This is a genomic window from Kocuria tytonicola (assembly GCF_003687175.1).
GTDB lineage: Bacteria > Actinomycetota > Actinomycetes > Actinomycetales > Micrococcaceae > Kocuria > Kocuria tytonicola.
In genome coordinates, this window is record NZ_RDEX01000003.1 from 164,599 (window position 1) to 191,287 (window position 26,689).

At 70.3% G+C, this 26,689-nt stretch carries 17 protein-coding genes; 10 read left to right on the forward strand and 7 right to left on the reverse strand.

What is annotated here, in order from left to right; all coding sequences use genetic code 11:
• The first annotated feature begins 27 nt into the window (after positions 1-27).
• Together EAE32_RS10565 and EAE32_RS10570 are read left to right on the forward strand one after the other, a co-directional pair.
• Positions 28-1,434: a TDT family transporter gene (locus EAE32_RS10565; protein WP_243635686.1), complete on the forward strand. Its 1,407-nt coding sequence runs from the start codon at positions 28-30 to the stop codon at positions 1,432-1,434.
• Positions 1,435-1,526: 92 nt separating this feature from the next.
• Entirely contained in the window at positions 1,527-2,588 is a 1,062-nt protein-coding gene (locus EAE32_RS10570; protein WP_243635687.1) for an enoyl-CoA hydratase/isomerase family protein, read from the forward strand.
• Between the two features lie 146 nt (positions 2,589-2,734).
• Here the strand turns inward: EAE32_RS10570 and EAE32_RS10575 are convergent, their stop codons facing one another.
• On the reverse strand, positions 2,735-4,150 hold the full coding sequence (locus EAE32_RS10575; protein WP_121865136.1) for a uracil-xanthine permease family protein: 1,416 nt from the start codon (positions 4,148-4,150) through the stop codon (positions 2,735-2,737).
• Positions 4,151-4,394: 244 nt separating this feature from the next.
• Between EAE32_RS10575 and EAE32_RS10580 the strand changes: the two genes are divergently transcribed.
• From EAE32_RS10580 to EAE32_RS10600, 6 genes are all read left to right on the forward strand, one after another.
• On the forward strand, positions 4,395-5,249 hold the full coding sequence (locus EAE32_RS10580; RefSeq protein WP_121865137.1) for a 3-hydroxyacyl-CoA dehydrogenase: 855 nt from the start codon (positions 4,395-4,397) through the stop codon (positions 5,247-5,249).
• Positions 5,250-5,468: 219 nt separating this feature from the next.
• Positions 5,469-7,070 carry a restriction endonuclease gene (locus EAE32_RS11905; protein ID WP_207803885.1) on the forward strand — a complete coding sequence of 534 codons (1,602 nt, stop codon included), beginning with the start codon at positions 5,469-5,471 and terminating at the stop codon, positions 7,068-7,070.
• Positions 6,961-10,302 (forward strand): type ISP restriction/modification enzyme, encoded by a 3,342-nt coding sequence (locus EAE32_RS10585; protein WP_207803886.1) that lies wholly within the window; start codon positions 6,961-6,963, stop codon positions 10,300-10,302. The genes EAE32_RS11905 and EAE32_RS10585 overlap by 110 nt, the downstream gene beginning before the upstream one ends.
• A 185-nt stretch (positions 10,303-10,487) precedes the next feature.
• Entirely contained in the window at positions 10,488-11,378 is an 891-nt protein-coding gene (locus EAE32_RS10590; protein ID WP_243635688.1) for an Abi family protein, read from the forward strand.
• 203 nt (positions 11,379-11,581) lie between these two features.
• Positions 11,582-12,760, forward strand: a complete 1,179-nt coding sequence (locus tag EAE32_RS10595) for a hypothetical protein (RefSeq protein ID WP_121865139.1) — start codon at positions 11,582-11,584, stop codon at positions 12,758-12,760.
• 88 nt (positions 12,761-12,848) lie between these two features.
• Positions 12,849-13,607, forward strand: a complete 759-nt coding sequence (locus tag EAE32_RS10600) for a metal-dependent transcriptional regulator (protein ID WP_121865140.1) — start codon at positions 12,849-12,851, stop codon at positions 13,605-13,607.
• 13 nt (positions 13,608-13,620) lie between these two features.
• On the opposite strand, the gene EAE32_RS10605 is transcribed toward EAE32_RS10600, so the two are convergent.
• A complete protein-coding gene (locus tag EAE32_RS10605) occupies positions 13,621-14,745 on the reverse strand; it encodes a lipid II:glycine glycyltransferase FemX (RefSeq protein WP_243635689.1) in 1,125 nt (374 codons plus the stop codon).
• Positions 14,746-15,071: 326 nt separating this feature from the next.
• Here EAE32_RS10605 and EAE32_RS10610 point away from each other — a divergent pair, with 326 nt between their 5' ends.
• The gene (locus EAE32_RS10610) at positions 15,072-16,610 is read left to right on the forward strand and encodes an LTA synthase family protein (protein ID WP_121846398.1); all 1,539 of its coding nucleotides are present in this window, start codon (positions 15,072-15,074) and stop codon (positions 16,608-16,610) included.
• 215 nt (positions 16,611-16,825) lie between these two features.
• Here the strand turns inward: EAE32_RS10610 and pgm are convergent, their stop codons facing one another.
• The 5 genes from pgm to EAE32_RS10635 all read right to left on the reverse strand — a co-directional run bounded on the left by pgm (position 16,826) and on the right by EAE32_RS10635 (position 24,909).
• A complete protein-coding gene (pgm, locus tag EAE32_RS10615) occupies positions 16,826-18,460 on the reverse strand; it encodes a phosphoglucomutase (alpha-D-glucose-1,6-bisphosphate-dependent) (RefSeq protein WP_121865141.1) in 1,635 nt (544 codons plus the stop codon).
• Between the two features lie 210 nt (positions 18,461-18,670).
• Positions 18,671-20,191 carry an amidase gene (locus tag EAE32_RS10620; RefSeq protein WP_121865142.1) on the reverse strand — a complete coding sequence of 507 codons (1,521 nt, stop codon included), beginning with the start codon at positions 20,189-20,191 and terminating at the stop codon, positions 18,671-18,673.
• A 139-nt stretch (positions 20,192-20,330) separates the two neighbouring features.
• Positions 20,331-21,812, reverse strand: a complete 1,482-nt coding sequence (locus EAE32_RS10625; protein ID WP_121865143.1) for an amino acid permease — start codon at positions 21,810-21,812, stop codon at positions 20,331-20,333.
• A gap of 210 nt (positions 21,813-22,022) precedes the next feature.
• Entirely contained in the window at positions 22,023-23,366 is a 1,344-nt protein-coding gene (gene gabT, locus EAE32_RS10630) for a 4-aminobutyrate--2-oxoglutarate transaminase (RefSeq protein WP_121865144.1), read from the reverse strand.
• Positions 23,367-23,433: 67 nt separating this feature from the next.
• The gene (locus EAE32_RS10635) at positions 23,434-24,909 is read right to left on the reverse strand and encodes an NAD-dependent succinate-semialdehyde dehydrogenase (RefSeq protein ID WP_121865145.1); all 1,476 of its coding nucleotides are present in this window, start codon (positions 24,907-24,909) and stop codon (positions 23,434-23,436) included.
• Between the two features lie 299 nt (positions 24,910-25,208).
• Between EAE32_RS10635 and EAE32_RS10640 the strand changes: the two genes are divergently transcribed.
• Entirely contained in the window at positions 25,209-26,588 is a 1,380-nt protein-coding gene (locus EAE32_RS10640) for an NAD-dependent succinate-semialdehyde dehydrogenase (protein WP_121865146.1), read from the forward strand.
• The last annotated feature ends 101 nt before the right edge of the window (positions 26,589-26,689 follow it).

A 26,689-nucleotide genomic window follows, 5' to 3' on the forward strand; every position in this document is an offset into this window, starting at 1 on the left:
GCGGATGACGCGCGGGATCCTGGGACCATGAGCCGCCCCGCAGCATCGATCTCCGCGTCCGTCGGGTCCGCCAGGGCCTCCGACACTCCCACGTCTTCCGGCGCCCGCCGGCCCGCCAAGCCCGCCCTGCGCACCGCTCCCGCCACGCCAGTCATGGTCTCTGCCATCGCCGAGCCCACCACGTCCGTCACGGGCTCCGGAATCTCCGAACCAGCCGGGACCACCGGGCCCACCGAGGCCGCCGTGGCCCCTGGGGGCGCGGAACCCACCGTGGGCGCCGAGGTCCCCCGTGACCCCGGGTCCGCCGGGTGTGCCGAGCCTTCCGGAACTCCGGGACCCCGTTCCCTGCCGCTGCCCCCGCCGGGTCCGCAGTGGTACGGCTCCCTCATGGGCACGGGCATCCTGGCGACCCTGATGCAGACGCTCGCCGGGGACCTCCCCGGCGGGCGGTGGCTCGCCGTCGGGCTGCTGGTCGTCGGGTGGTGCGTGTTCGTGGGGCTGACGGCGGCGTTCGGCCTGCGGATCGTGCGCCGCCCGGGCGTGCTCGCGGACACCATCCGCGATCTTCCCGTGCTGGCCACGTGGGGCATGGTGTCCATGGGCGTCCTCTCCCTGGGCTCGGCGACCGCCACCGTGGTCCCCGCGCACTGGCCCGCGCTGGCGTCTACGGCGTGGGCCGTGGACGGGGTGCTGTGGAGCGCGGGCACCGTGCTGGGCGTCCTCACGGCCCTCGGTTTCGCCACGCGGCTGATCGGCCGGGAGGTGGGCTCGCCCTCCACCACGTGGGGACTGCCCATCGTGCCGCCCATGGTCTCCGCGACCACCGGCGCCGCCCTGGTCCCGCACCTGGCCACCCGGCAGCCCCAGCTGCTGCTGGTGATCGTGGCCGTGGCGTGCTTCTTCCTGGCGCTCGTGCTGGGGTTCGTGGTCTTCGCGGTGGCCTACCACCACCACTGGCGCGTGGCCCCGCTGCCGCTGGCGGCCTCCACCAGCGCGTGGATCCCGCTCGGTGTGGTGGGCCAGTCCACCGCCGCGGCCCAGGCGCTCGCGGTGCAGGCGCAACGCTTCGTGCTCCCCGAGGACACGGGCACGCTCGTGCAGCTCGCGAACGGCTACGGCATGGCCATGCTCACGTGCGGCATCCCCCTGATCGTGTGGGCCACGGCCATGACGGTGCGCGGCTTCCGCGGCGGCATGCCCTACTCGCCGGGCTGGTGGGCGCTCACGTTCCCCATCGGCACCGTGTGCCTGGGGCTGCACGGGCTGGAGGGCGGCACGCGGGTGCGCGCGTTCGGCCTCGCGTCCGACGCCGTGTGCCTGGTCCTGCTCTGCACCTGGACCCTCTGCGCCGTCGCCACGGTCCGCGCCGTGCGGGCCCAGGCCTTCACCACGCGGGAGGCCACGATCCCCGGGGAAGCGTGCGCCGCGTCCTGACGGCGCGGCACACCGGTGCGTGCGTGGTGCGGGGGCGCGCCCGCCTGTGACGCCCGCGACATCCCCCGCGCCCGCTGACTAGCATGGGCCCCATGAAGGCAACCGAAGAATCGTTCGTCCGTGCGGAGATCCAGGGCCACACCGGGCTGCTGACCCTCACCCGTGACAAGGCGCTCAACGCCCTGAACCGCAGCATGTACCACCAGCTGGTGGACGCCCTGCAGATGTGGCGTGACGATCCCGCCATCACGGAGGTGGTCGTGCGCTCCGAGCAGCCCAAGGCGTTCTGTGCGGGCGGTGACATCAAGGAGGTGCGCACCGCCGCGCTGGAGGGTCACGAGGACGAAATCCGGGACGCGTTCGGCACCGAGTACTCCATGAACGCGGTGATCGCCCGCTACCCCAAGCCGTACGTGGCCATGATGAACGGGATCGTGATGGGTGGCGGCATGGGGCTCTCGGTCCACGGTTCGCACCGGATCGTCACAGAGACCACGGTCATGGCCATGCCGGAGACCGCCATCGGCTTCTTCACGGACGTGGGGGCCAGCTTCTTCCTGCCGCGCGTGACCCGCGGCGCCGGGGCGGGCATCGACGACGCCGCCGCCCGCCGCGAGTCCCTCGCCGTGGCCCGGTACCTCGGGCTGGGCGGTGTGCGGATCACCGGGGCGGACGCCATTGCCCTGGGCCTGGCGGACGTGTTCATCGACTCCTCGGACGTGGACGCCTTCGTGCAGACCGTGCAGACCGATGGTGTGGACGCCGCCGTGGAGCGCTTCGGGAAGGACGCTCCCGAGTCCGAGCTGCTGGGCCGCTGGGACGAGATGGTGCAGACGTACTCCGGGGACACCCTCGAGGAGGTCGTGGCCCGGGCCGGTTCCGCCCTGGACGGCATGAGCCCCACGTCCCTGTCCCGCGTGTTCGAGCTGCTCAACAAGGGTTCCGAGGACGACGACGTGGTGTCCTGCCTTCAGCGCGAGCTGCGCATGGCGGAGGACACCGCCGTGGGCCACGACTTCATCGAGGGCGTACGCGCCATGGTGGTGGACAAGGACAAGACCCCGCAGTGGGAACCGGCCACCGTGGCGGAGGTGGACCAGGACCGCATCCGGGCGCTCGTGTCCGAGAAGTCGGAGCTGCCCATCCGGGTCTGATCCGACAGGCTCCCACTCCACAGATCCCCACAGACGCCGTCGCCCCGCACACGAGAACGTGTGCGGGGCGACGTGCCGTGCGGGGGCGGGACTGTGGCGGGGCGCAGGGAGGTGGCCGCGCGGCGTCGTCGTCCGCCGGGGCGGGCTCAGCCCAGCGGCGAGGGGCTCTGCGAGGTGTCCGGGGTGAGCGGGTCCGAGCCCACCGAGCCGCGGGCGCGCGCAATGGTGGCCATGAGGTGGTAGACCACCAGGGCGGCGGCGGTGCCCAGGGCGATGCCCGCGAAGTCGAGCCCGGCCACGGACCACGTGTAGTTGCCGATGCCCACGATCATGGCGACCGCCGCGGTGGTGAGGTTCACGGGGTTGGAGAAGTCGACGCGGTTCTGCACCCAGATGCGCACGCCGAGCATGCCGATCATGCCGTAGAGCACGGTGGCGGCCCCGCCCAGGACCCCCTGGGGAACGGTGGCCACGGCCGCACCGAACACGGGGGTGACGCTCAGCAGCAGGGCCACGAGGGCGGCCACCCAGTACGCGGCGGTGGAGTAGACCCGGGTGGCGGCCATGACGCCGATGTTCTCCGCGTACGTGGTGGTGCCGGAGCCGCCCCCGGCGCCGGCGATCATGGTGGCCAGGCCGTCGGACATGATGGCGCGGCCGGTGTACGGGTCCAGGTTGTCGCCGGTCATCAGGGCCACGGACTTCACGTGGCCGATGTTCTCCGCCACGAGCACCAGGATCACGGGGACGAACAGCCCGGCGAGGCTCAGGTGGAACTCGGGGGTCTGGAACTGTGGGAGCCCGAAGAGCCCCTGCTGCTCCCACGCGGTCCGGATGGCGTCGAACTGCACCTCGCCGCGCAGCACGGCGGCAAGGTAGCCGATGGTCACACCCAGCAGGATGGACAGACGCCCCAGCAGACCGCGGAACAGCACGGAGATCAGGATGATCGAGCCCAGGGTGACCAGCGCGGTCACGGGCGCGGCGGTGAAGTTCTCCTTGGCGGACGGCGCCAGGTTGAAGCCGATGAGTGCCACGATGGTGCCGGTCACCGCGGGCGGCATGAGCTTCTGCAGCCACCCGGTGCCCGCGACCTGCACGAGCAGACCGATCAGGAACAGCGCGGCCCCGGCCATGATCACCCCGCCCAGCGCGCCGCCCGGTCCGTACTGGTTCACGGACGCGGTGATCGGGGCGATGAACGCGAACGAGGACCCCAGGTAGCTGGGCACCCTCCCGGCCGTGACCACCAGGAACAGGACGGTGCCGATCCCGGAGAAGAACAGCGTGGTGGCCGGCGGGAAGCCCGTGAGCAACGGCACCAGGAACGTGGCACCGAACATCGCGACCACGTGCTGTGCTCCGATTGAGATGGTCCGCGGCCACGCCAGCCGCTCGCGCGGGGTCACCACGTCCCCGGGCGCCACGTGCTTGCCGTCCCCGTGCAGCGTCCAGGACAGCCCCAGGCGTTCGACGACGCCGCCGCGCCGGTCCTGCGCGCCCGGCCCGTGCTGCTCGTCCTGCGTGGGCGGGGTGTGGTCGGGGGAAACCGGCGAACTCATGTGTGCTCCTCATCCTGGGCGGGCCGTGGGTGCCGCCCCGAGGATTCTAGTGCGCGGGCGGGGAGGGGCAGCGGGCCCGGCGGGCGGCGGCGAGGGCGCCGCAGGAGGTGGCGAGGCGGCGTCGTCGCCCTGGGGTGCGAAAACTACGTGCGAGTAGGGTGAGTGACGGGGGCCACGCCCGTGGACTCCGGGGCTCGCGGGGAACAACCCGCGCGCAGCTCGCACAGCAGTGAGGGAGAGCATCATGGCTGAACTGACCAACGTGACCGTGATCGGATCCGGGGTGCTCGGATCGCAGATCGCCTTCCAGGCCGCGTACTTCGGCAAGACCGTGACGGTGTACGACATCAGCGAGGAGATCGTGTCCAAGCTTCCCGCCAAGTGGGAGCGGCTCTCGGCGCTCTACGTGCGGGACATGGCGGCCACACCCGAGCAGCTGGCGGCGGCGACCTCCCGCCTGAGCGGGACCACGGACCTGGCGGCGGCACTCGCGGACGCGGACATCGTGATCGAGGCCGTCCCCGAGAACCTGGAGCTGAAGAAGAAGGTCTGGGCACAGATCGGTGAAGTGGCGCCGGAGAAGACCATCTTCTGCATCAACTCCTCCACCCTGCTGCCCAGCGACATCGCGGAGGCCACGGGGCACCCGGAGCGGTTCCTGGCCCTGCACTTCGCCAACGAGGTGTGGCGCAACAACACCGGCGAGGTCATGGGCCACGCGGGCACGGATCCCGCCGCGGTGGACGCCGTGCTGGCGTTCGCGGAGCAGATCGGGATGGTGGCCATCCACATCCAGAAGGAGCAGGCGGGCTACATCCTCAACTCGCTGCTGGTGCCCTTCCTCACCGCCGCATCCCACCTGTGGGTCAACGACATCGCGCAGGCCGAGGAGATCGACAAGACCTGGCGCACCGCCACGGGCTCACCCCTGGGACCGTTCCAGATCCTGGACCACGTGGGCATGGAGACCTACTACCAGATCAACATGAACGCGGGGACCGAGGAGTCCCGGCGGGTCGCGGAGCGGGTCAAGCGGGAGTACATCGACCAGGGCCACATGGGCCGCAGCTCCGGGCAGGGCTTCTACACGTACGAGTGAGGGGCTGAACCGGGGCGCCCGCCGGTGAGGTGCGCCCGCCGGTGTGGCGCCCGGCCCCACCACCCAGTGCAATAACGGAGCAGATGCAGAAAGCCGCTCCGGAATCTGCATCTGCTCCGTTATTGCAGGGGGGACGCGCCACCGGGGCAGGACGCCCGGGGGAACCGGGTTCGGCGTGGGACCCCGGCAGCCCCCGCAGGTCCATGAATAATGAACGGCATGACCCAGGACGCCTTCGGAGAACTGCTCGACAAGCTCTACTACGGGGCGCTGGACACCCGTGACCGCGGGGACAAGTTCGAGCGGCTGATGCGCTCCTACCTGCTCACGGACCAGGCGTACTCGTTCTCCAACGTGTGGCTGTGGAACGAGTACCCGGAGCGCGGCAACCGCGCGGACATCGGCGTGGACCTGGTGGGGGTGCGGGCGGACACCGGTGAGAAGGTTGCGATCCAGTGCAAGTTCAAGGACCCGGACAAGGCGATTGCCAAGGGTGACATCGACTCGTTCATCTCCGCCTCCGCCACTGCGGAGTTCGGGGAGCGGCTGATGGTCTCCACGTCCCTGAAGGAGCTGGGCGGCAACGCCCGCAAGACCATCGAGAACCTGGACAAGCCGTGGTCCACGGTGGGCCTGGCGCAGCTTGCGGACGCACCCATCGACTGGACGCAGTTCAACCTGGACCAGCCGGAGCACATGGTGCGCACGGACGAGGGCAAGTCCCCGCGCCCGCACCAGCTGCAGGCCATGGCGGCGGTGCGGGAGGGCTTCCGGGAGCACGACCGCGGCAAGCTGATCATGGCGTGCGGCACGGGCAAGACGTACACGTCCCTCCAGATCATGCAGGAGCAGACGCCTGCGAACGCCACGGTGCTGTTCCTGGTGCCGTCCATCTCCCTGCTGTCCCAGACGCTCACGGAGTGGAAGCGGGATGCCGCGGAGCCGTTCCGGGCGTTCGCTGTGTGCTCGGACGTGAAGGTGGGCAAGAACACCTCGGACGACATCTCCACCACGGACCTGGCACTGCCCGCCACCACGAGCGCGGAGCGCCTGATGACCCAGCTCCACCGCTTCCCGGACCACCCTGGGCGCACGGTGGTGTTCTCCACGTACCAGTCCATCGACGTGCTGCACGAGGCGCAGGGGATGGGCTTCCCGGACTTCGACCTGGTGGTCTGCGACGAGGCCCACCGCACCACGGGCGCCACCCTGGCCGGCCACGAGGACTCGGCGTTCGTGCGCGTGCACGACCAGTCCTTCCTGCGCGGCGCCAAGCGGCTCTACATGACGGCCACCCCGCGCGTGTTCGACGAGAGCGTCCAGAAGAAGGCACAGGAGAACTCGGTGGCGGTTGCGTCCATGGACGACGCCGCCCTGTTCGGCCCCGAGTTTCACCGCCTGGGTTTCGGGCAGGCCGTGGAGGCGGGGCTGCTCAGCGACTACAAGGTCATGGTCCTGGCCGTGGACGAGGCCGCGATCACGCGCCAGTTCCAGGAGCTGCTCACGGACGAGGACGGCCAGCTGAGCATTGACGACGTCGCCCGCATGGTCGGGTGCTGGAAGGGCCTGTCCACGCGGGGTTCCACGCCTGCCCCCCCCCCCAGACGACGACGCCGCACGCGGCCCGGGCGGCGTAGCTCCTCTGCGGCGGGCGGTGGCGTTTGCCGCCAACATCCGGGAGTCCGAGCGGGTGGCCCGTGCCCTGGAGCGCGTGAGCGAGCAGCTGGTGCAGGACGACCCGCAGGACCTGCTGCTGCGCGCGCAGCACGTGGACGGCACCATGAACGTGGCGCAGCGCGGGGACCGGCTGCGGTGGCTTGAGGCCGAGCCGGAGCAGGACGAGTGCCGCATCCTCACCAACGCGCGGTGCCTCTCCGAGGGTGTGGACGTGCCCAGCCTGGACGCGGTGATGTTCCTCAACCCCCGCAACTCACAGGTGGACGTGGTGCAGTCCGTGGGGCGGGTGATGCGCCGGGCCAAGGACAAGGACTACGGGTACATCATCCTGCCCGTGGGCATCCCCTCCGGGGTGGCTCCGGAGGCCGCGCTGAAGGACAGCAAGAAGTACAAGGTCATCTGGTCCGTGCTCAACGCGCTGCGCTCGCACGACGACCGCTTCGAGGCGATGGTCAACCACATCGACCTCAACCAGGACCGCGACGACCGCCTGGACGTGATCCCGGTGACCGTGGACGACGACTCCACGGTGGTGGTCCCCACCGACCAGAACGGCGAGCAGACCGTGCTGGACCTGCCGTTCGAAAACGCGCAGGAGTGGCGGGACGCCATCTACGCCAAGATCGTGCAGAAGGTGGGGGACCGCGAGTACTGGGAGAACTGGTCCGCAACCATTGCCGAGGTGGCGGCCAAGCACACCGAGCGGATCACCGCCTTGGTCACCCAGGACCCCTCCCCGGAGGTCGCGGAGCAGTTCGAGAGGTTCGTGACGGCGCTGCGGGCCAACCTCAACGACGGCATCTCCACCACGGACGCGATCTCCATGCTGTCCCAGCACCTGATCACCAAGCCGGTGTTCGACGCGCTGTTCGAGGGCTACGACTTCGCCGCGCACAACCCGGTGTCCGTGGTGATGCAGCGGATGGTGGACACGCTGGCCGGGAACAACCTGGAGTCCGAGACGGCCACGCTGCAGTCCTTTTACGACAGCGTGCAGCGCCGCGCCACGGGGATCGACAACCCCGAGGGCAAGCAGCGCATCATCACGGAGCTGTACGAGAACTTCTTCACCAAGGCGTTCCCCAAGCAGGCGGACGCCATGGGGATCGTGTACACCCCGGTGGAGATCGTGGACTTCATCCTGCGCTCGGTGGACGAGCTCTCCCGCCGGCACTTCGGGGTGGGGCTCACGGACCGGGACGTGCACGTGCTGGACCCGTTCACGGGCACCGGCACGTTCATGGTGCGGCTCATCGAGTCCGGCATCATCGAACCCCACGACCTCGCCCGCAAGTACGCGGAGGAGCTGCACGCCACCGAGATCATGCTGCTGGCCTACTACATTGCCGCCATCAACATCGAGGCCACGTACCACGGTGTGCAGGGCGGTATGTACGTCCCGTTCGAGGGGATCGTGCTGGGGGACACCTTCCAGATGTCCGAGGACCGGGACGTGATCGACAGCGAGGTGTTCACGGGCAACAACTTCCGAGCCCAGAAGCAGCTGGATGCGGACATCCGGGTGGTCGTGGGCAACCCGCCCTACTCGGTGGGGCAGACGAGTGCGAACGACAACAACGCGAACCTGGCCTATCCCACGCTCGACGCGCGAATCCGGGACACGTATGCGGCAATGGGGAGTGGGCAGAACAAGAACAGCCTCTACGACTCCTACGTGCGCGCCCTGCGCTGGGGCTCTGACCGGATCGGGGACCGGGGCATCCTGGCGTACGTGACCAATGGCGGGTACATCGACGGGAACTCGGCGGACGGCATCCGCAAGTCGCTGGTCACGGACTTCGACCACCTCCACGTGTTCAACTTCCGGGGCAACCAGCGTACGGCGGGTGAGCAGTCGCGGCGCGAGGGCGGCAAGGTCTTTGGCAGCGGCAGCCGCGCCACCGTGGCGGTGCTGCTCGCCGTGAAAGACCCTGCCCACACCGGGGACTGCGAGCTGCACTACCGGGACATCGGGGACTACCTCTCACGCGAGAAGAAGCTGGAACTCATTGCCACTGCCACACTCGACGACGACGCCTGGCAGACTCTGCGCCCCAACGCCAAGGGGGAGTGGCTCAACCAGTCCACGGACGAGTTCCAGGAATATGCGCCGTTGGGGGACCGCACAAACACTGATGCCGCTCCCAGGATCTTTGACCTCCACAGCCGTGGGGTGGCCACGGGTCGAGATCCGTGGTGCTTTAACTACTCCGCGACGGTTCTCGCCAATAACGTCCGCTCCACCATTGATTACTTCAACGAAATGGCTGAAGTAACAACGCCTTCAGGAGGGACGGCTACGGAAAGGGTGCGGGAAGCCAAGCAAAGCGTTGACTACGATCCTCAGCGGATTAGTTGGTCCAGTGGCTTGTTGGGTGACATCGCCGCGAATCGGCGACTTGAGTTCCAGAGAACAGGGATTCGCCGCAGCGTTTATCGCCCGTTCAGCAAGCAAATGGCCTACTTTGACAAGCACCTCAATGAACGTCGGTACCAGCTGCCCAAGATGTTCCCGACCCCGGAGCACGAGAACTATGGGTTCTACGTGGTCGGTGCCGGATCGGACAAGCCATTCTCGGTCTTAGCAACCGACGCGATCCCGGATCTCGCACTCTGGGGCAGCAGCAGCGGCCAGTTCTTCCCCCGCTACACCTACGAGCCCGTGGACACCCCGGCCGAGGACGAGGAGCCCACGGAACTGGACCTGGGGCTGGGGGAGGGCGAGAGCGGCGTCGTCGTCGGGGGATACCGGCGGCTCGACAATGTGAGTGACGCGACCCTGGCGCGCTACACCGAGGCGTTCGGGGAGGGTGTGAGCAAGGACGAGATCTTCGCGAGCGTGTACGCGCAGCTGCACGACCCGGTCTACCGGCAGACGTACGCGGCGGACCTGAAGCGCCAGCTGCCGCGCATCCCGCTGCCGGGCTCCGCCGAGGACTTTCGGGCGTACGCGGCGGCGGGGCGGGAGCTCATGGACCTGCACATCGGCTACGAGACCGTGGAGCCGTACCCGCTCACGGAGTCGCACGGCATGGGGGACGAGTCCGATCCCGCGTTCTACCGCGTGGGCACCATGCGCTGGGGCGGCCGCGGCAGGGCCAAGGATCGCTCGGTGATCGTCTACAACGGGAACATCACCCTCAGCGGCATCCCGGACGCCGCCCACGAGTACGTGCTGGGCTCGCGCTCCGGGCTGGAGTGGCTGCTGGACCGGTACCGGGTGAAGACGGACAAGGCGTCGGGGATCGTGAACGACCCCAACGACTGGGCGCTGGAGCACGAGGACCCGCGCTACATCGTGGACCTCATCAAGCGGGTGACCACGGTGAGCGTGCGGACCGTGGAGATCGTGAAGGGGCTGCCCGGGGCGGTGTGAGGCGGGCGCAGTGTGGGTGGTCAGTGTGTATTTCACGCTATACACTTGGGCCATCAAGACCGGTTCCGCCCCTCAGGGGGGCCAGGGCCGGTCCTCTTTTTGCGTAGCACGATGACATGCAGCTGCACGGTGATGACCCTCACGGAGGAAGGCCACCCAAGGTCTTTCGAACGTACGCTGACCAGGTGCGTCTGCTGGAGTCGCGCGGCATGCAGGTGGGTGACCGCGACCGGGCCGAGCGGTTGCTGCGCACCACCAACTACTACCGTCTGAGTGGCTACTGGTATCCCTACCGGCAGCGGAGCGCAGACGGTGAGGGCAGAAGCAATACGTTCGTTCACGGGACGACCTTTGACGACGTCATGGCGCTCTACGACTTCGATGCCCGGTTGCGAGCGGTAGTCCTCTCCACACTCGGACCCGTGGAACTCGCCGTCCGGGCGTTGCTCGGGCACCACCTGGGGCGAATCGACCCGTGTGCGCATCTGCACCCGGAGCTGCTGGGACCCAACGCCAGGCAACAGGGCAGCGCGTCCGAACCTTCCCCGGAGTACCAGCGGTGGATCAAGCGCCACACTGACGAGGTCGCCCGTTCACGTGAGGATTTCGTGGCGCACCACCGCCAGCACTACAGCGGTGTGCTGCCCATCTGGGCGGCCGTCGAGGTCATGGACTGGGGCGGTCTCTCTGTCCTGTACCGGCTCTCTCCGCTGAAGGTTCAGGGCACCGTGGCCGATGCGGTGGGCCTCACCAGCGCCCAGTTCGGATCCTGGTTGAAGTCCTTGAACATGCTGCGCAACTACGCCGCGCACCACGGGCGGCTGTTCAACCGGGTGTACACGCTCATCCCCAAAATGCCGCGCTCGGGCCACCCGCAGCTGACCGCGGTGGCCGAAAGTGGCAACGACCGGTCTTTCCTGCAGCTCACCACGGTGCAGCATCTCCTTCGGAGTCTGGACGTGGGCAATCCATGGTTGCTGCCGGCGGTCCTGAAAACGTTTCCCACCGTGGCGCGCCTGGACATCACAACCATGGGGGCGCCGGAGGGGTGGGAAATCCATCCCCTGTGGTCGTAGGGCGGGAGCGCGCGACACTCGGCATGCCGCCGTCCGCACCGCCTGCCGGGCGCCGCAACAACTGAGCAGATGCAGAATCCGGACCCGTTTTCTGCATCTGCTCCGTTATTGCAGGGGGGCAGGGGGCGGGGGGGCAGGGGTCAGCAGCAGGGGCGGTGCCGCGCCGACTGGCCGCCCCCGCCGATGTCCGCAAAGATGATCCCATGCCCCGTCACTCACTCGCCCCCACGCCCCGGGTGGAAACCCTGCGCTCCGAGCTCCGCGGTCTTGGTCTGCCGCTCGTGCTGGAGCCCCGAGCCCGGCTGCACGGCCTGCTGGCCCGCAGCGCACCCGCACTGATGGGCGTGCTGACGTGCCTGGTGGGCATCGACGTCTTCGTGCTCAACATGGCGGACGTCCCCCCGGAGCAGCTGGCGCAACCGTTGGACGAGGACCTGCTGCTGGCGGGCGTCGGCATCCTGATCATGGTCTGCTTCCCCGTCACGTGGTGGGTGCTGCGCCTGGTCCTGCGCCACTGCTCCCGCACCGTGGGAAACGTGGTGGGTGCGGTGCTGCTGGCCACCGTGCTGCTCATTCCGTGGCTGGCCTCCCCGGAGGACGGCATCTCCCTGGGGGATGTGCTGATCATCCTGGGGCTGCTCTTCCTGGCCATGTACTGGGGAGTGGATACCGTCCTCTCCTGGGCCACCCGCCGGGCCGCACGGGAGCTGAACCACCTGGGGTCCATGGTGGGCCGCGTGCTGCCCATCCTGATGCTCGCCCTGCTGTTCTCGTTCTTCAACGCGGAGATCTGGCAGGTGGTGGCGCAGCTGTCCGTGGCCAGGACCTGGGCGATCGTGGGGGTCATGGGTCTGCTGGGCATCGCCCTGGCCACCCTCAACGCCAAGGACGAGATCTCCCAGATCATCCGCACCTACGACGCCCAGGAGGGCGGCACGGACCTGCGCCCCCTGGAGCGTGCCAACATCACGGCCATGTGCGTGCTCATCAGCATCATCCAGGTGACCCTGCTGGGCGTGGTGGTGTTCGTGTTCTACGTGGTTTTCGGGGTGCTCTCGGTGTCCCCGGTGACCGCCACCCAGTGGATCGGCAGCCCGCCCGCGCGGCTGGACGGCATCCTCGCGGCCCTTCCCGTCTCCCTCCCGCTCGTGCAGGTGTGCCTGGTGCTGAGCGCGTTCAGCGCCCTGAACTTCATCGTCAGCATCGGCACGGACACCACGTACCGCGCCACGTTCCTGGAGCCGGCGCTGGACGAGGTCCGCAAGGGCCTGGTGGCGCGGGACGAGTACACCGCCCTGCGGGACGGCCGCACGCCCCCGGCGCCGCGGGGCACCGAGGCTCCTTCGACGACGCACCGGCCCTCCGGGGCAGCGTCCGTCTGAGACCAGCGCGCCGCCGCTGGGGATCCACCGGCACCCAGGACGATGCGGAGCCCTCGGTTCCGTCACGCCACCCCGCTACCCTGAACTCGTGCATCCCGCCGAGCTGAGCGCCTCCACCCAGGACTACGTCAAGACCATCTGGCGGCTGGGCGAGTGGGAGCCGGAGCGGGTGACGACGACGTCGCTCGCCGCCCAGATGGGGCTGGCCCCGTCCACGGTGTCGGAGGCCCTGAAGAAGCTCACGGCGCAGGGCCTGGTGGTCCGGCCCTCCTACGGCGCGGTGCAGCTCACGGAGCAGGGCCGGGAGGTGGCCGTGCACATGGTCCGCCGGCACCGGCTCCTGGAGATGTTCCTGGCCACGGAGCTCGGCTACCCGTGGGACGAGGTGCACGACGAGGCCGAGGTGCTCGAGCACGCCGTCACGGACCGTTTCATCGACCGCCTGGACGAGAAGCTCGGCCACCCGCGGTCGGACCCCCACGGGGACGTGATCCCCTCGAAGGACGGGGTCGTGGCGGCCCCGAGCGCGCTCCCGCTCGCCGACGTCACCGAACCCGCGCTCGTACGGGTCACCCGCGTCTCGGACGCGGACCCGCGCACCCTGCGGCTGCTCGGCCAGCACGGCATCGGTCCGGGGTCTCTGCTCCGGGTGCTCCCGGAGTCCCTGCCCCAGCGTGGGGTGCGCGTGCGTGCGGAGGACGACGCCGCGGCGTCGGCTCCCGGGGGAGGGCTCCCACCGCGGGAGTCACCCGGGCCGCGGCGTCGGGGTCCCTCGGTGGACGGCGTGGAGCTGAGCATCCTGGTGGCGGAGGCCGTGTGGGTGCACCGGGTGGCCCGAGCCCGCTGAGTGCGGAGGGGCCTCAGCCCTGTGGCTCCGCACCGCCCCGTGTGGTGCGCTTGCGCTCCTGGACCGCACTGCGGGCGCGTGCGCGTGCAGTGGACGCGGTGTCCCGCGCGGTGCGCAGAACCCGATACGCGCCGTAGCGCGGCAGGGACACCGGTACGTCCCACGTTCCGCCCAGCGCCACGTCCGCGCCGCCGAAGGACCGCTTGAAGGCGCTGAAACCCGTCCACGGGTGGTCGGGGTCGTTCGGCGGGGCGATGCCGAAGAGGTCCGCCACGGACTGCCCCTGCGCCGCGGCGTCGAGCAGCGCCTGCGCGATCAGCGGCTGGTTGGGGCGCAGCTTGCGGGCCCCGGCGTCCATCCCGGAGTGCGCGAAGATGCGGGTGGTGGGGGAGTCGTAGGTGAGCAGCGCGCTGACCACGGTGCCGTCCACCGTGCTCGTGTACGCGGTGCAGTTCTCGGTGGGGCCCAGGCTGCGGGCGGCGGTGCGCAGGTAGTCGCCGGACTGTGCGGTGAACCCGTTGCGCCCGGCGGTGCGGTGCAGCAGCTCCACCACCTCCTCGGCGGCCTCCACACGGTGGGACGAGGCGAGCGTGATGCCCTTGTCCCGGTGGCGACGCCACAGGTTGCGGTTGGTGCCCGTCATGGCCTTGAGGATCTCCTCGGGGGAGCGGGTGAGATCCACCCAGCGGGTGAAGGCCGGCTGGATGTCCCGCGGTGCGGGCTGTGCGCCGAGAGACCGCAGACCAGCGGCCAGGGACGCCGCGGTGGCGTTCTGCCGGCGCACGGTGTCGGAGAACGAGGCCCCGATCCTCGGCGGGCACTGCGGCTCCACGCGCAGCCAGGAGATGCCGTGATCCCGCGCTGCCTCCTGCAGGGACGCCAGAGCCTCGGGGAGCACGGCCGGGGTCTCCACCACCGGCCCGTACGGCGCGTACCAGAGCGGGCCCACGGCGGTGTGCTCCTCGACCACGAGGGCCTGCCACCCCGTTCCGCCCAGTCGGTGCGCCGTGCGGTCGAGGGACCCCTGGAACTCCTGCCACGCGGCGGACTGCAGCACGCTCGCCGGGCCGAGGACGGGTGAGGCGCTGGAGCCGGGGATCTGGACGGGGGCAGCGGTTGGCGTGGCCGGTCGCATCATGGGGGGAGTGTCCTTGGGGGGAGTGCGCCGGAAGCAACGTGTTCGTGGCGCGTGTGAGTTCAGGATAGCCGCCTCTGGTGGGAGGGGACTGGGGGCAGGTGGGCGCGAGGCGCGAGGCGCGCGGCGCAGACCGCACCCCGCGGGCGACCTCCCGGTGACCGGGAAATGTCCTACCCTGGAACAACGGGTGAACGGAGCACCGCCCCCCGGTCCCGGGACGTCGGCGGATGCTGGGACACCGGCGGGTGCTGAGACGACGGCGGGCGCTGCGGCGCCGCTGTGTGCGCCCGCCACCCTGCCCACCGACGTGGACCACGAGGAGACGAATGTCCGGGCGAACCGCGCGCGTGATCCGGCGTGCTGCTCCGGTGCTGGCCAGAAGCACCGGCTACCTGCTGCTCTGGGCGGGTCTGGTGCTGCTCGCGGCGGCCTCCGTGATCCGGCACTACTGGGGGCCCATCTCCGTGGGTCAGATGAAGCTGAACCTGGTCTCCGTGCAGGCCGACGGCGGCGGCGGTTCCATCGTGTGGGTCGCCATCACCGCGATCGGCGTGCTGCCCGTCCTGATCACCGGGGCGTTAGCCGCGGGACTGCACGTCTGGCGACGCCGCTCCCCGGCCTGGCGCCTCTCCCGCCGGTCCCGCGCCGCGGCCCGTTCCGCGTCCGCCCTGGCGGTGGCCGCCGTGGTGATCAGCGGTTCCGCCACGTTCGCCTCCGCAGTGGGTCTCAAGCAGTACGTCAAGGCCGCGAAGTCCTCCTCGGACATCGGCGACTACTACGCGGACCCCGCCGTCACGGATTCCTCCGGCACGCGGAACCTCGTGGTCGTCTACCTCGAGTCCGGTGAGCAGACGTTGGCGGACGACCAGCTCTTCGAGAAGAACGCGTTCGCGCCCCTCGAGGACGTCACCACGCAGGCCGAGGGCTGGCGCAGCGTCCCCGACTTCCAGCAGTACGAGGGCGGCGGCTGGACCATGGCGGGGCTCGTGTCCACGCAGTGCGGGATCCCCCTGAAGGGTTCCGGACCGGGTGGCGGCGGGAACGACATCGGCGGCGGGATGGGCGAGTACCTGGGCGGGGTCACGTGCCTGGGGGACGTCCTGCAGCGGCACGGCTACACGAACGTCTTCCTGGGCGGTGCCAACTCCTCCTTCGCCGGCAAGGACGTGTTCCTGCGAACCCACGGGTACACGGAGGACAAGGGCCTGCAGGACTGGCGTGCCGCGGGCGAGCCCCCGGAGAACTTCCGCGGCGACTGGGGGCTGAGCGACGAGCGCCTCATGGCGCACGCCAGGGACGAGGTGGACCGGCTGCACGCGGAGTCCGGGCGCACGGGGCGGCCGTTCAACCTGTCCGTGCTCACACTGGACACCCACGAGCCCGTGCACGTCTACGACTCGTGCGACGTGGACACGCAGAACGAGGTCACGTCGGTCTTCGCGTGCTCCATGACCCAGGTGGCCGGATTCGTGCAGCACATGAAGGACCGGGGATACCTGCAGGACACCTCGGTGGTCGTCATGGGCGACCACCTCAAGCACATGAGCGCCGGGGACGCGTTCCACGAGCAGCTGGACGACAACCCGGACCGCACCATCTTCAACCGGATCTGGATCCCCGAGGAGACGGAGCAGACCCCAGTGCGTCCCGGCGCCAATCAGCTCGACATGTACCCCACCCTCCTGGAAGCCGCCGGTCTCCCGCCGCGCGACGGACGGGCCGGGCTCGGCGTCTCGGTCCGCAGCCCGCAGCTCCCGCGGGACGCGGCCCAGGCCCTCGACCCCGCCGCCTACAGCGAGTTGCTCGCCTCCCTCTCCCCGCGCTTCTACGCCCGCGCGTGGAACCAGCCGGAACCCACGGGGTGAGACCGCCGGCCGGCGACGGCGCACGGCCGGGCGAGCGCGTGGCGCGGCCGGGTGCGGGGTCGCCTGCCGGACGGGTGGCTCCCGGTGCGGCGGGGCGGGGCGTGTGACCGGTGCCCGCGCAGGTGGTGGCCTCGCGGAAGAACAGGAACGAACCCGCGCCGCCCGGCGCCCCCTGCGCACCGCGCCGCCGAGGAGTGCATCCGGGACGTGTGAGCTCAGCCGATGACCGAGTCCACGAGCGCCTTGGCCTCCTGCTGGACCTGCTTCAGGTGCTCCTCGCCCTTGAAGGACTCGGCGTAGATCTTGTAGACGTCCTCGGTGCCGGAGGGGCGGGCGGCGAACCACGCGTTCTCGGTGGTCACCTTGAGACCCCCCACGGGGGCCCCGTTGCCGGGGGCCTCGGTGAGCTTGGCGGTGATGGGCTCACCGGCCAGGGTGTCTGCGGCGACCTGGTCCGCGGAGAGCTTCTTCAGGGCGGCCTTCTGCTCGCGGTTGGCGGGGGCGTCGATGCGCTCGTACACGGGGTCCCCGAACTGCTCGGTGAGCTCGCGGTAGCGCTGGGACGGGGTCCTGCCCGTGGTGGCGGTGATCTCCGCGGCCAGCAGCGCCAGGATGATGCCGTCCTTGTCCGTGGTCCACACGGAGCCGTCACGGCGCAGGAACGATGCGCCCGCGGACTCCTCCCCGCCGAAGCCGATGGAGCCGTCCAGCAGACCCGGCACGAACCACTTGAAGCCCACGGGGACCTCGTCCAGGCGGCGTCCGAGGGATTCCGCCACGCGGTCGATGATCGAGGACGAGACGAGGGTCTTGCCCACGCCCGCGTCCGCGCGCCAGCCCTCGCGCGTGCGGTAGAGGTAGTCGATGGCCACCGCGAGGTAGTGGTTGGGGTTCATCAGCCCGGCGTCCGGGGTGACGATGCCGTGGCGGTCGCTGTCGGCGTCGTTGCCGGTGGCCACGTCGTACTTCGACCGGTTGCCGATGAGCGAGGCCATGGCGGACGGGGAGGAGCAGTCCATGCGGATCTTCTCGTCCCAGTCCAGGGTCATGAACGCCCACTGCGGGTCCACCGTGGAGTTCACCACCTCCAGGTTCAGCCCGAAGCGCCGGCCGATCTCCTCCCAGTACGCCACGGAGGCGGAGCCCATGGGGTCCGCCCCGATGTGCACCCCGGCGGCCCTGATCGCCTCCAGGTCGATGATCTCGGGCAGCGCGGAGACGTAGCTGTCCAGGAAGTCGAACGTGCCCGTGGTCTCCGCGGCCTTCGCCTCGTCCAGTCCGACGCGCCGCACGCCGTCCAGGCCGGCGGCGATGAGCTCGTTCGCACGGTTCGCGATCCACTCCGTGGCGTCCGTGTCCGCGGGACCGCCGTGCGGGGGGTTGTACTTGAAGCCGCCGTCCGCGGGCGGGTTGTGGGACGGGGTGATCACGATCCCGTCCGCCTGCTCCACGGGCTCGGACGCGTTGTAGGTGAGGATCGCGTGGGACAGCGCCGGGGTGGGCGTGTAGCCGTCCCGCGAGTCCAGCAGCGTGCGCACGCCGTGGGCCGCGAGCACCTGCAGCGCCGTGTCCTGCGCGGGCCCGGACAGCGCGTGGGTGTCCCGGCCCATGAACAGCGGGCCGGTGATGCCCTGCCCGGCGCGGTACTCCACGATCGCCTGCGTGATGGCCGCGATGTGGTGCTCGTTGAAGGACGTCTTGAGCGAGGAGCCGCGGTGCCCGGAGGTGCCGAACACCACGCGCTGGTCCGGGTCGCCCGCGTCCGGCACACGCTCGGTGTAGGCCGCCAGGAGCTGGTTGATGTCCACGAGGTCACTGGGTTGGGCAACGGTGCCCGCACGGTTGGTCATGCCCCCAACCTAGTCCCGATTCCGCGCCCCGTCAGGCCGGGAACGCAGGGTTGCGCCCGCACGCCACCGCAGGGGACGACGACGCCGCACGGCTCCCGGGCGCGTCCGTCACCCACGGCCAGGAGCGGGCGCGCAGACGGGGCGGATGCACTGCCTCGCCGTCGGCTTCCGCCTGAGGGCAGCGTCATCGGCCTGCCTCGAAGGGCGGCGTCATGCCACGAGGCGGGCCTGCGGCGTCGTGGGCGGGTCCAGCTGGGCGGCCAGTGCGAGCAGCCAGGCCTCCGCGGACGGCCGCCCCACGAGCTGCACACCCATGGGGACCGGCCCCGGGTAGTCGCCCGCGGCGGGCACGGACCACGTGGTGGGAACGGTGATGGCGGGCAGCCCGACCACGTTCACCACCGAGGTCCAGGGCGTGTACTGGCACTGGCGCATGTAGTCCTGGTCCGCGCCGGCGGGGTCCGCGAGGTCGTAGCCCTCGTGGAACCAGCCCACGGGTCGCGGCGGCATGGCCAGGGCCGGGGTCAGGACCATGTCGAACCGTGAGAACTGGCGGATCAGGTCCGCCTCGATCCGGCGCAGCACACCAAAGGCGTCCGCGAGCTCCACCGCGCTGCGGGCCAGGGCGCGCTCGCGGAACGTGCGGGCCAGTCCGGTCAGCAGCTCTTCCGTGCCGTCCAGCGGGAGCTGCCCCGTGGCAGTGGTCCACAGCTGGGAGAACGCCTCGGGGTAGGCGGGGTCGTAGTGGATCTGTGCGTCCCCGACCGCGTGACCGAGCGCGCTCAGCCGCCGCACGCCCGCCTCCAGGGCCGTGCGGGCCTCGGGGGACACCGTGATCTCGTACGTCGCGTCGAAGGGCGAAGCCGTGCTGACACCGATCCGCAGCGGCCGGCGTCCCCACGGCGGGGCGCCGTCCAGGGTGCGGCGCACCGCGTCCCGGAACGACGGTTCCGGCACCGCGGTGACCGGGCGGTGGATCTCCTCGTGCCCGGGGGTGTGGCACAGCACGTCCATCAGCAGGGCGGCGTCCTCCGCGGTGCGGGCCAGGGGCCCGTTCACGCCCAGCTGCCCGATGTTCGACAGGGCGTCACTGCTGGGCACCCGCCCCCGGCCGGGCTTGAGCCCGATCAGTCCGCACGCCGCGGCCGGAATCCGCACGGACCCGCCACCGTCGGAGCCGATGGCCGCGGGGAGAATCCCTGCCGCCACCGCGGCGGCCTGCCCTCCCGAGGACCCGCCCGGCGAGCAGTCCAGCGCGAACGGGTTGCGCGCCGGGGGGAACATGCGGTTCTCGGAATAGCAGTTCAGCAGGAACTCTGGAACCTGGGTCTTGCCCAGGATGACGGCCCCACTGTCCTGGAGCGTGGCCGCGAGCTCGTCGGCGGAGGTCGCGGGCGGGGTGTTCCCGGCCTGGCCGCGGGACGTGAGCGATCCCCAGCTCGTGGGCATCCCGGCGACGTCGTGCCCGTCCTTCAGCGCGGTGGGCACCCCGAGCAGGGCGGGGAGATCGCCCGAGGGTGCGGGGGTGCCGCAGGTGCTGCCGTGAGCCCGCCGGGCATCGGCCGCGCGGGCCGCGGTGAGGGCGCCCTCACGGTCCACGTGCACGAACGCCCCGAGGTGGGGGTTCAGGGCGTCGATGCGCTCCAGTGCCCTGCGCGTCAGCGTCTCGCTCGTGGTCTCGCCACTGTGTAGGGCGGCCACGGTCTCGGTCAGGGCGGGGAAGTGCGCCACGGGTTCCTCTCGGATGGGTTGGTGGTGGCCCGGCGCCGACCCTCCGTGCGGGTCTGCCCTGGGGCGGGCGGAACGCGCCGACGGCAGGCACACGCCGGGACAGCGGACCGGTCGTGTGGCGAGCGGGGGAGGGGGCGGTTCAGGAGGTGGGCGCGGACGCGTCGTTGGCAGCCGCAGCGGCCCCGCGGCGTCGCAGGTTGCGGCGCACGAGCGGCCAGAAGACGGCGAGGACGGCGACGGCCACGAGGCTCGTCCACACCTGGGTGCGGCTGGCGTCACCGGAGACGAGCATGACGCCCACGATGGCCACCACGCACACGATCACGAAGACCCCGAGCCACGGGTGCAGCCACATCTTCAGGGACAGGTTCTCGCGCTCCGCCGGGCTCATGCGGGAGCGCAGCTTCATCTGCGTGATGGCCACGAACACGTAGACGAACAGGGCCACGAGTCCCGCGGAGTTCATGATGAAGTCGAAGATCCCGGACTCCGGGGCCACGAAGTTCACGATCACCGCGGCGTAACCGCCCAGCGTGGAGGCGATGACCGCGACCACGGGAACACCGTTCGTCGACTTCCGGGCCATGATGCGCGGGGCAAGCCCCTCACCGGCCAGAGCGGAGAACATGCGGGCGGCGGAATACAGGCCGGAGTTCAGCACCGAGCACACGGCGGTGAAGATCACCACATCCATGATGAGCCCGGCGCCGGGCAGTCCGAACAGGCTGAAGACGTGGGCGAACGGGGCCTGCTCGTCCGGATCCGGCAGCTCGTTCCACGGCACGATGGTCACGATCAGCAGGACGGAGCCCACGAAGAACAGCAGGATGCGCCACACCACCGTGACGGTGGCCTGCCGGACACCCTTGGCGGGGTCCTCGGACTCCGCGGCCGCCATCACGGCGATCTCCGTGCCGAAGTAGGAGAAGATCACCACGGCCACGCCCGAGATCACGGCCCAGCCGCCCTGGGGAGCGAATCCGCCGTGCTCCCAGAGGTTGGGCACCGAGAACGAGGCGTTCGGCCACAGCCCCATGGCGAAGAGCGTCCCGAGCCCCAGGAACACCACGATCACGGTGACCTTGACGCTCGCGAGCCAGAACTCCACCTCGCCGAACGAGCGCACGGAGATCAGGTTCGTGACCGTGAAGACCAGCAGCAGGATCACGGAACCGAGCCACACCGGCACGCCCGGGAACCACCCGTTGAGGATGGACCCGCCCACCGTGGCCTCGAACGCGATCACGCCCACCCAGAAGTACCAGTAGAGCCACCCCACGAAGTACCCGGCCCACTCGCCCAGACCCACGCGTGCGTACTCCATGAAGGAGCCCACGGCGGGCCGGGCGGCGGCCATCTCGCCGAGCATCCGCATGGCCAGGAACACCAGCAGCCCGCCCAGCAGGTAGGACAGGACGGCCGCGGGGCCCACCATACGGATCACGTTGCCGGACCCCACGAACAGGCTCGCGCCGATGATCCCGCCCAGCGTGATCATGGTGACGTGGCGGGAGCGCAGGGCCTTGTGCGTGACGTCCGGCGCGTCCTGTCCTGCTCCGGCGGGAGCCGGGGAGGACCCGGCGGGAACCGCCGCGCCGCGTGAGGGGCTGCTGTTGCTCATGGCCTGTCCTTTCGCCCGGCGCAGCTCGGGGAGGTGCCGGAGGGGTCGGGAAACGCGGAGGAATAGGTGAGTTCTACCACAGGACGGGGCCGTGCGGCGTCGTCGTCCCCGGCCCAGGAGCGCCGATGACGTGGGGAGACACGGCGAGAGCGAGCGGGCGGCCACCGGAAACCCGGTGACCGCCCGCTCGGCGTGTGCAGGAAGGAAGGCTCAGGCCTCGACCTCCTGGATGGCCGCGGCGAACACGCCGAGGGCGTCGCGCAGCAGGTCCATGTCGATCACCAGCGGCGGGAGCAGACGCACGATGTTGCCGAAGGTGCCGCACGTGAGGATCGCCACCCCCTGCTCGAGGCAGCGGGCCGCGATCTGCTTGGCGGCGTCCGGGTGGGGTTCGTGCGTGCCGGGCTTCACGAACTCCAGTGCGATCATGGCGCCGCGTCCGCGCAGGTCGCCCACCACGGGGGAGGACTCCGCGACGGAGCCCAGCTCCTCTCGGATGACCTTCTCGATCTCGCGCGCGCGCTCCACGAGACCCCACTCCTCGATGGTCTCCAGCGCGCCCAGCGCGGCGGCGCACGCCACGGGGTTGCCGCCGTAGGTGCCGCCCAGGCCACCGGGGTGCACGGCGTCCATGATCTCGGCGCGGCCCACCACACCGGACAGCGGCATGCCGCCCGCGATGCCCTTGGCGAAGGTCACCAGGTCCGGCTCCACACCCTCGTGCTCGGACGCGAACCACGCGCCGGTGCGCGCGATGCCCGCCTGCACCTCGTCCGCCACGAACACGGCGCCGTTGTCCTTGCACCATGCGGACAGCGCGGGCAGGAAGCCCTCTGCGGGGACGATGAAGCCGCCCTCGCCCTGGATGGGCTCGATAACCACGGCGGCCACGTTCTCCGCGCCCACCTGCTTCTCCACGAGCGTCAGGGCGCGCTGCGCGGCCTCGGCGCCCGTCATGCCCTCGGGATCGCGGAACGGGTAGGACATGGGCACGCGGTAGACCTCGTTCGCGAACGGCCCGAAGCCCTGCTTGTACGGCATCACCTTGGCGGTCATGGCCATGGTGAGGTTGGTGCGCCCGTGGTAGGCGTGGTCGAAGACGACCACGGCCTGCCGCTTGGTGTGCACGCGCGCGATCTTCACGGCGTTCTCCACGGCCTCGGAGCCGGAGGTGAACAGTGCCGTGCGCTTGTCGAACGACCCCGGGGTCAGCTGGGCCATCGTCTCGCCCACGGCCACGTAGTCCTCGTACGGGGTGACCATGAAGCACGTGTGCGTGAACTTGGCCACCGCGTCCTGGACGCGCTGCACCACCTTGGGGGCGGAGGCGCCCACGGAGGTCACGGCGATGCCGGAGCCGAGGTCCACCATCTGGTTGCCGTCCACGTCCTTGATCACGCCGCCGTCCAGCTCGTCCGCGAAGACGGGCAGGGAGGAGGCGACGCCGGCCGCAACGGTCTGCGCGCGGCGCTCGGCGAGCGCCTGGGACCTGGGGCCGGGAATGCTGGTCACGAGCTCGCGCTTCTGCGGGAGCCGGTATTCGATCTCTGCCATCTCAGGACTTCCTTTCGTGCTGTGCCCGGGGTGCGGCGACACCCCGGGCGGGAGGTGCGGGGCGGGATCAGGCCCAGGGGGAGGGCATGCCCATGTACTGGACGGTGGTGTACTCGGCAATGCCCTCGGCACCGCCCTCGCGGCCCACGCCGGACTCCTTGACGCCGCCGAACGGAGCGGCCGCGTTGGAGATGACGCCCACGTTCAGGCCCAGCAGGCCGTACTCGATGCGTTCCCCGATGCGCAGCGCGCGGGAGATGTCCTCGGTGAACACGTAGGAGGCCAGGCCGTACTCGGTGGTGTTGGCCAGGCGCACGGCGTCGTCCTCGTCCGTGAAGGTGATCACGGGCGCCACGGGCCCGAAGATCTCCTCCTGGAACACGCGGCACTCCTCGGTCACGCCGGTGAGCAGGGTGGGCTCGAAGAAGTAGCCGGGCCCGTCCACGGGCTTGCCGCCCACGACGGCGCTCGCGCCCTTGCTCAGCGCGTCCTGCACGAACTCGTTGACGGAGTCCAGGGCCTTCTTCTCCACCATGGGACCCACGGCGGAGTCCTCCTCCAGACCGTTGCCGGGCTTGAGGGCGGCGAGCTTCGCCGCGAACTTCTGCGAGAACTCCTCGGCCACGGACTCGTGCACCAGGAAGCGGTTGGCCGCGGTGCACGCCTCGCCCATGTTGCGCATCTTCGCCGCCATGGCGCCCTCCACGGCCTTGTCCAGGTCCGCGTCCTCGAAGACGATGAACGGGCCGTTGCCGCCCAGCTCCATGGAGGTGCGCAGCACGTGGTCCGTGGCGGTCTTCATGAGCTGCTTGCCCACCGGCGTGGAGCCGGTGAAGGACACCTTGCGCAGGCGCGGATCCGCCATGATGGGGTCCGAGACATTGGCCGCGGACTTGGAGGAGACCACGTTCAGCACACCCGCGGGGATGCCCGCCTCGATCATGAGCTTCGCGAAGAACTGCGAGGTCAGTGGGGTGAGGCGCGCGGGCTTGAGGATCATGGTGCAGCCGGCGGCCACGGCGGGAGCCACCTTGCGGGTGGCCATGGCCAGCGGGAAGTTCCACGGGGTGATCAGCAGGCACGGGCCCACGGGCTTGTGGGAGACGAACATCCTGAGGTTGCCCTCGGGGGTGGACGCGTAGCGGCCGTAGTGGCGGACGGCCTCCTCCGAGAACCAGCGCAGGAACTCACCGCCGTAGACCACCTCGCCGCGGGCCTCCTTCAGCGGCTTGCCCATCTCCAGGGTCATCAGCAGCGCGAGGTCCTCGGCGTGCTCCTGCACCAGGTCGAACGCGCGGCGCAGGATCTCGGAGCGCTCGCGGGCGCTCGTGCGGGCCCAGGACTCCTGCGCGTTCGCGGCGGCGTCCATCGCGGCGCGCGAGTCCTCCTCGGTGGCCGAGGCCAGGGTGGCCAGCACATCGCCGGTCGCGGGGTTCTCGACGTCGAACGTGCCGCCGTCCGAGGCGTCCCGCCACTCGCCGTTGATCAGCAGGCCCTTGGGCGTGGCCTCGAGAACGGCGGAAACCTTGTCGTGGATGCTCATCTGTGTCCTTTCGGCGCGCACGGGTGCGCTTCGGTCTCGGGTTCGTGGGACAGAGCTGTCTGCGTTCATCGTATGCCCGGGCGCAAGGGGCGCCGGGCCGGAATCCTCCATTGTCCTGGGGCAACCCGCTGACGCGTCGAATGTGCCGGTTCGTGACGCCGGCCACGACGGGGCGTCTTACGGGGTGCGACGCCGGACGGCCGGCTCGGCAGCCGGGGGGCACCGGGCGTCGTCGTCGTGTGCTCTCGCCCAGGGTGAAACCCCTGCCACCCGGGTGTGACGACGCCTACGCTGGGGCCATGGCTTACGCAACCACCAACCCCGCGACCGGGGAGACCGTCAAGACCTTCGAGACCGCCACGGACGAGCAGATCCGGGACGCCGTGGCCCGCTCCGCCGCCGAGTACCGTTCCTGGCGCTGCGTGCCGGTGGCCGAGCGCGCGAAGCTCATGCACCGCATGGCGGAGCTGTACCGCGAGCGTCAGGACGCGCTGGCCGCCCTGATCACCGAGGAGATGGGCAAGCCGGCCGCGCAGGCGGTGGGCGAGGTCCAGCTGGTGGCGGACATCTACGACTACTACGCGGACAACGCCGCGGAGTTCATGAAGGGCCGCACCCTCACCCCGTCCACCGGGGGAGAGGCCCGCGTGGTGCTGGACTCCACGGGCGTGGTGCTCGGGATCATGCCGTGGAACTTCCCCTACTACCAGGTGGCGCGCCTGGCCGCGCCCAACGTGATGCTCGGCAACACCGTGCTGCTGAAGCACGCCCCGAACGTCCCTCAGTGCGCGCTGGTCCAGGAGCAGCTGTTCCGGGAGGCCGGATTCCCGGAGGACGTCTACCTCAACATCTTCGCGTCCAACGAGCAGATCGCGGACATCGTGATCCCGGACCCCGCCGTGCAGGGCGTGTCCCTCACCGGTTCCGAGCGCGCGGGCGCGGCCGTGGCCGCCACCGCGGGCAAGAACCTCAAGAAGGTGGTGTTGGAGCTCGGCGGTTCCGATCCGTTCATCGTGCTGGACGACCAGAACGTGGAGCGCACCGTCAAGCAGGGCGTGTTCGGGCGCATGCTCAACAACGGCCAGGCGTGCACCAACGCCAAGCGCTTCATCGTGCTCGAGGACGCCTACGACACCTTCGTGGAGAACTTCGCGCAGGCCGTTCAGGGCGTCACCCCGGGGGACCCCACCGACCAGAAGACCTTCCTGGGCCCACTGTGCACGGTGGCGGCCCGTGACGGGATCATGGAGCAGGTCCAGGACGCCGTGGACAAGGGTGCCACCGTCCTCGCCGGCGGCAAGAAGCTGGACAAGCCGGGTGCCTGGATGGAGGCCACCGTGCTCGCGGACGTCACGCCCGAGATGCGCGCCTACACCGAGGAGATCTTCGGCCCCGTGGCCGTGGTCTACAAGGTCAAGGACGCCGACGAGGCCGTGGAGCTCGCCAACTCCTCGCCGTTCGGCCTGGGCGGCTCCGTGTTCGGCGCGGACGAGGCCGCAGCCCTGGAGGTGGCCCAGCGCGTGGACTCCGGCATGGTGTTCGTCAACGAGGTCACCGGCACCGCCCCGGACATGCCCTTCGGTGGCGTCAAGCGCTCCGGCGTGGGCCGCGAGCTCGGCCCGTTCGGCATCGAGGAGTTCGCCAACAAGAAGCTGATCCACACGCCGAAGAAGAAGTAGCGCCCCGCGCGCCGCACCCGCCGCCCCCGCGCCTGCACAGGCGCGGGGGCGGCGTCGTGTCGGCGTGGGGACGGCCACGTGGGGGCCGGGCGGTGCGGTGG

Excerpts from the sequence above, each read along its gene's own strand:
- gabT (WP_121865144.1), bottom strand. The coding sequence starts at position 23,366 with ATGGCAGAGATCGAATACCGGCTCCCGCAGAAGCGCGAGCTCGTGACC.
- EAE32_RS10605 (WP_243635689.1), bottom strand. The coding sequence starts at position 14,745 with ATGATGCGACCGGCCACGCCAACCGCTGCCCCCGTCCAGATCCCCGGC.
- EAE32_RS10610 (WP_121846398.1), top strand. The coding sequence starts at position 15,072 with ATGTCCGGGCGAACCGCGCGCGTGATCCGGCGTGCTGCTCCGGTGCTG.
- EAE32_RS10580 (WP_121865137.1), top strand. The coding sequence starts at position 4,395 with ATGGCTGAACTGACCAACGTGACCGTGATCGGATCCGGGGTGCTCGGA.
- EAE32_RS10595 (WP_121865139.1), top strand. The coding sequence starts at position 11,582 with ATGCCCCGTCACTCACTCGCCCCCACGCCCCGGGTGGAAACCCTGCGC.
- EAE32_RS10565 (WP_243635686.1), top strand. The coding sequence starts at position 28 with ATGAGCCGCCCCGCAGCATCGATCTCCGCGTCCGTCGGGTCCGCCAGG.
- EAE32_RS10635 (WP_121865145.1), bottom strand. The coding sequence starts at position 24,909 with ATGAGCATCCACGACAAGGTTTCCGCCGTTCTCGAGGCCACGCCCAAG.
- EAE32_RS11905 (WP_207803885.1), top strand. The coding sequence starts at position 5,469 with ATGACCCAGGACGCCTTCGGAGAACTGCTCGACAAGCTCTACTACGGG.
- EAE32_RS10570 (WP_243635687.1), top strand. The coding sequence starts at position 1,527 with ATGAAGGCAACCGAAGAATCGTTCGTCCGTGCGGAGATCCAGGGCCAC.
- pgm (WP_121865141.1), bottom strand. The coding sequence starts at position 18,460 with ATGACCAACCGTGCGGGCACCGTTGCCCAACCCAGTGACCTCGTGGAC.
- EAE32_RS10625 (WP_121865143.1), bottom strand. The coding sequence starts at position 21,812 with ATGAGCAACAGCAGCCCCTCACGCGGCGCGGCGGTTCCCGCCGGGTCC.
- EAE32_RS10640 (WP_121865146.1), top strand. The coding sequence starts at position 25,209 with ATGGCTTACGCAACCACCAACCCCGCGACCGGGGAGACCGTCAAGACC.
- EAE32_RS10575 (WP_121865136.1), bottom strand. The coding sequence starts at position 4,150 with ATGAGTTCGCCGGTTTCCCCCGACCACACCCCGCCCACGCAGGACGAG.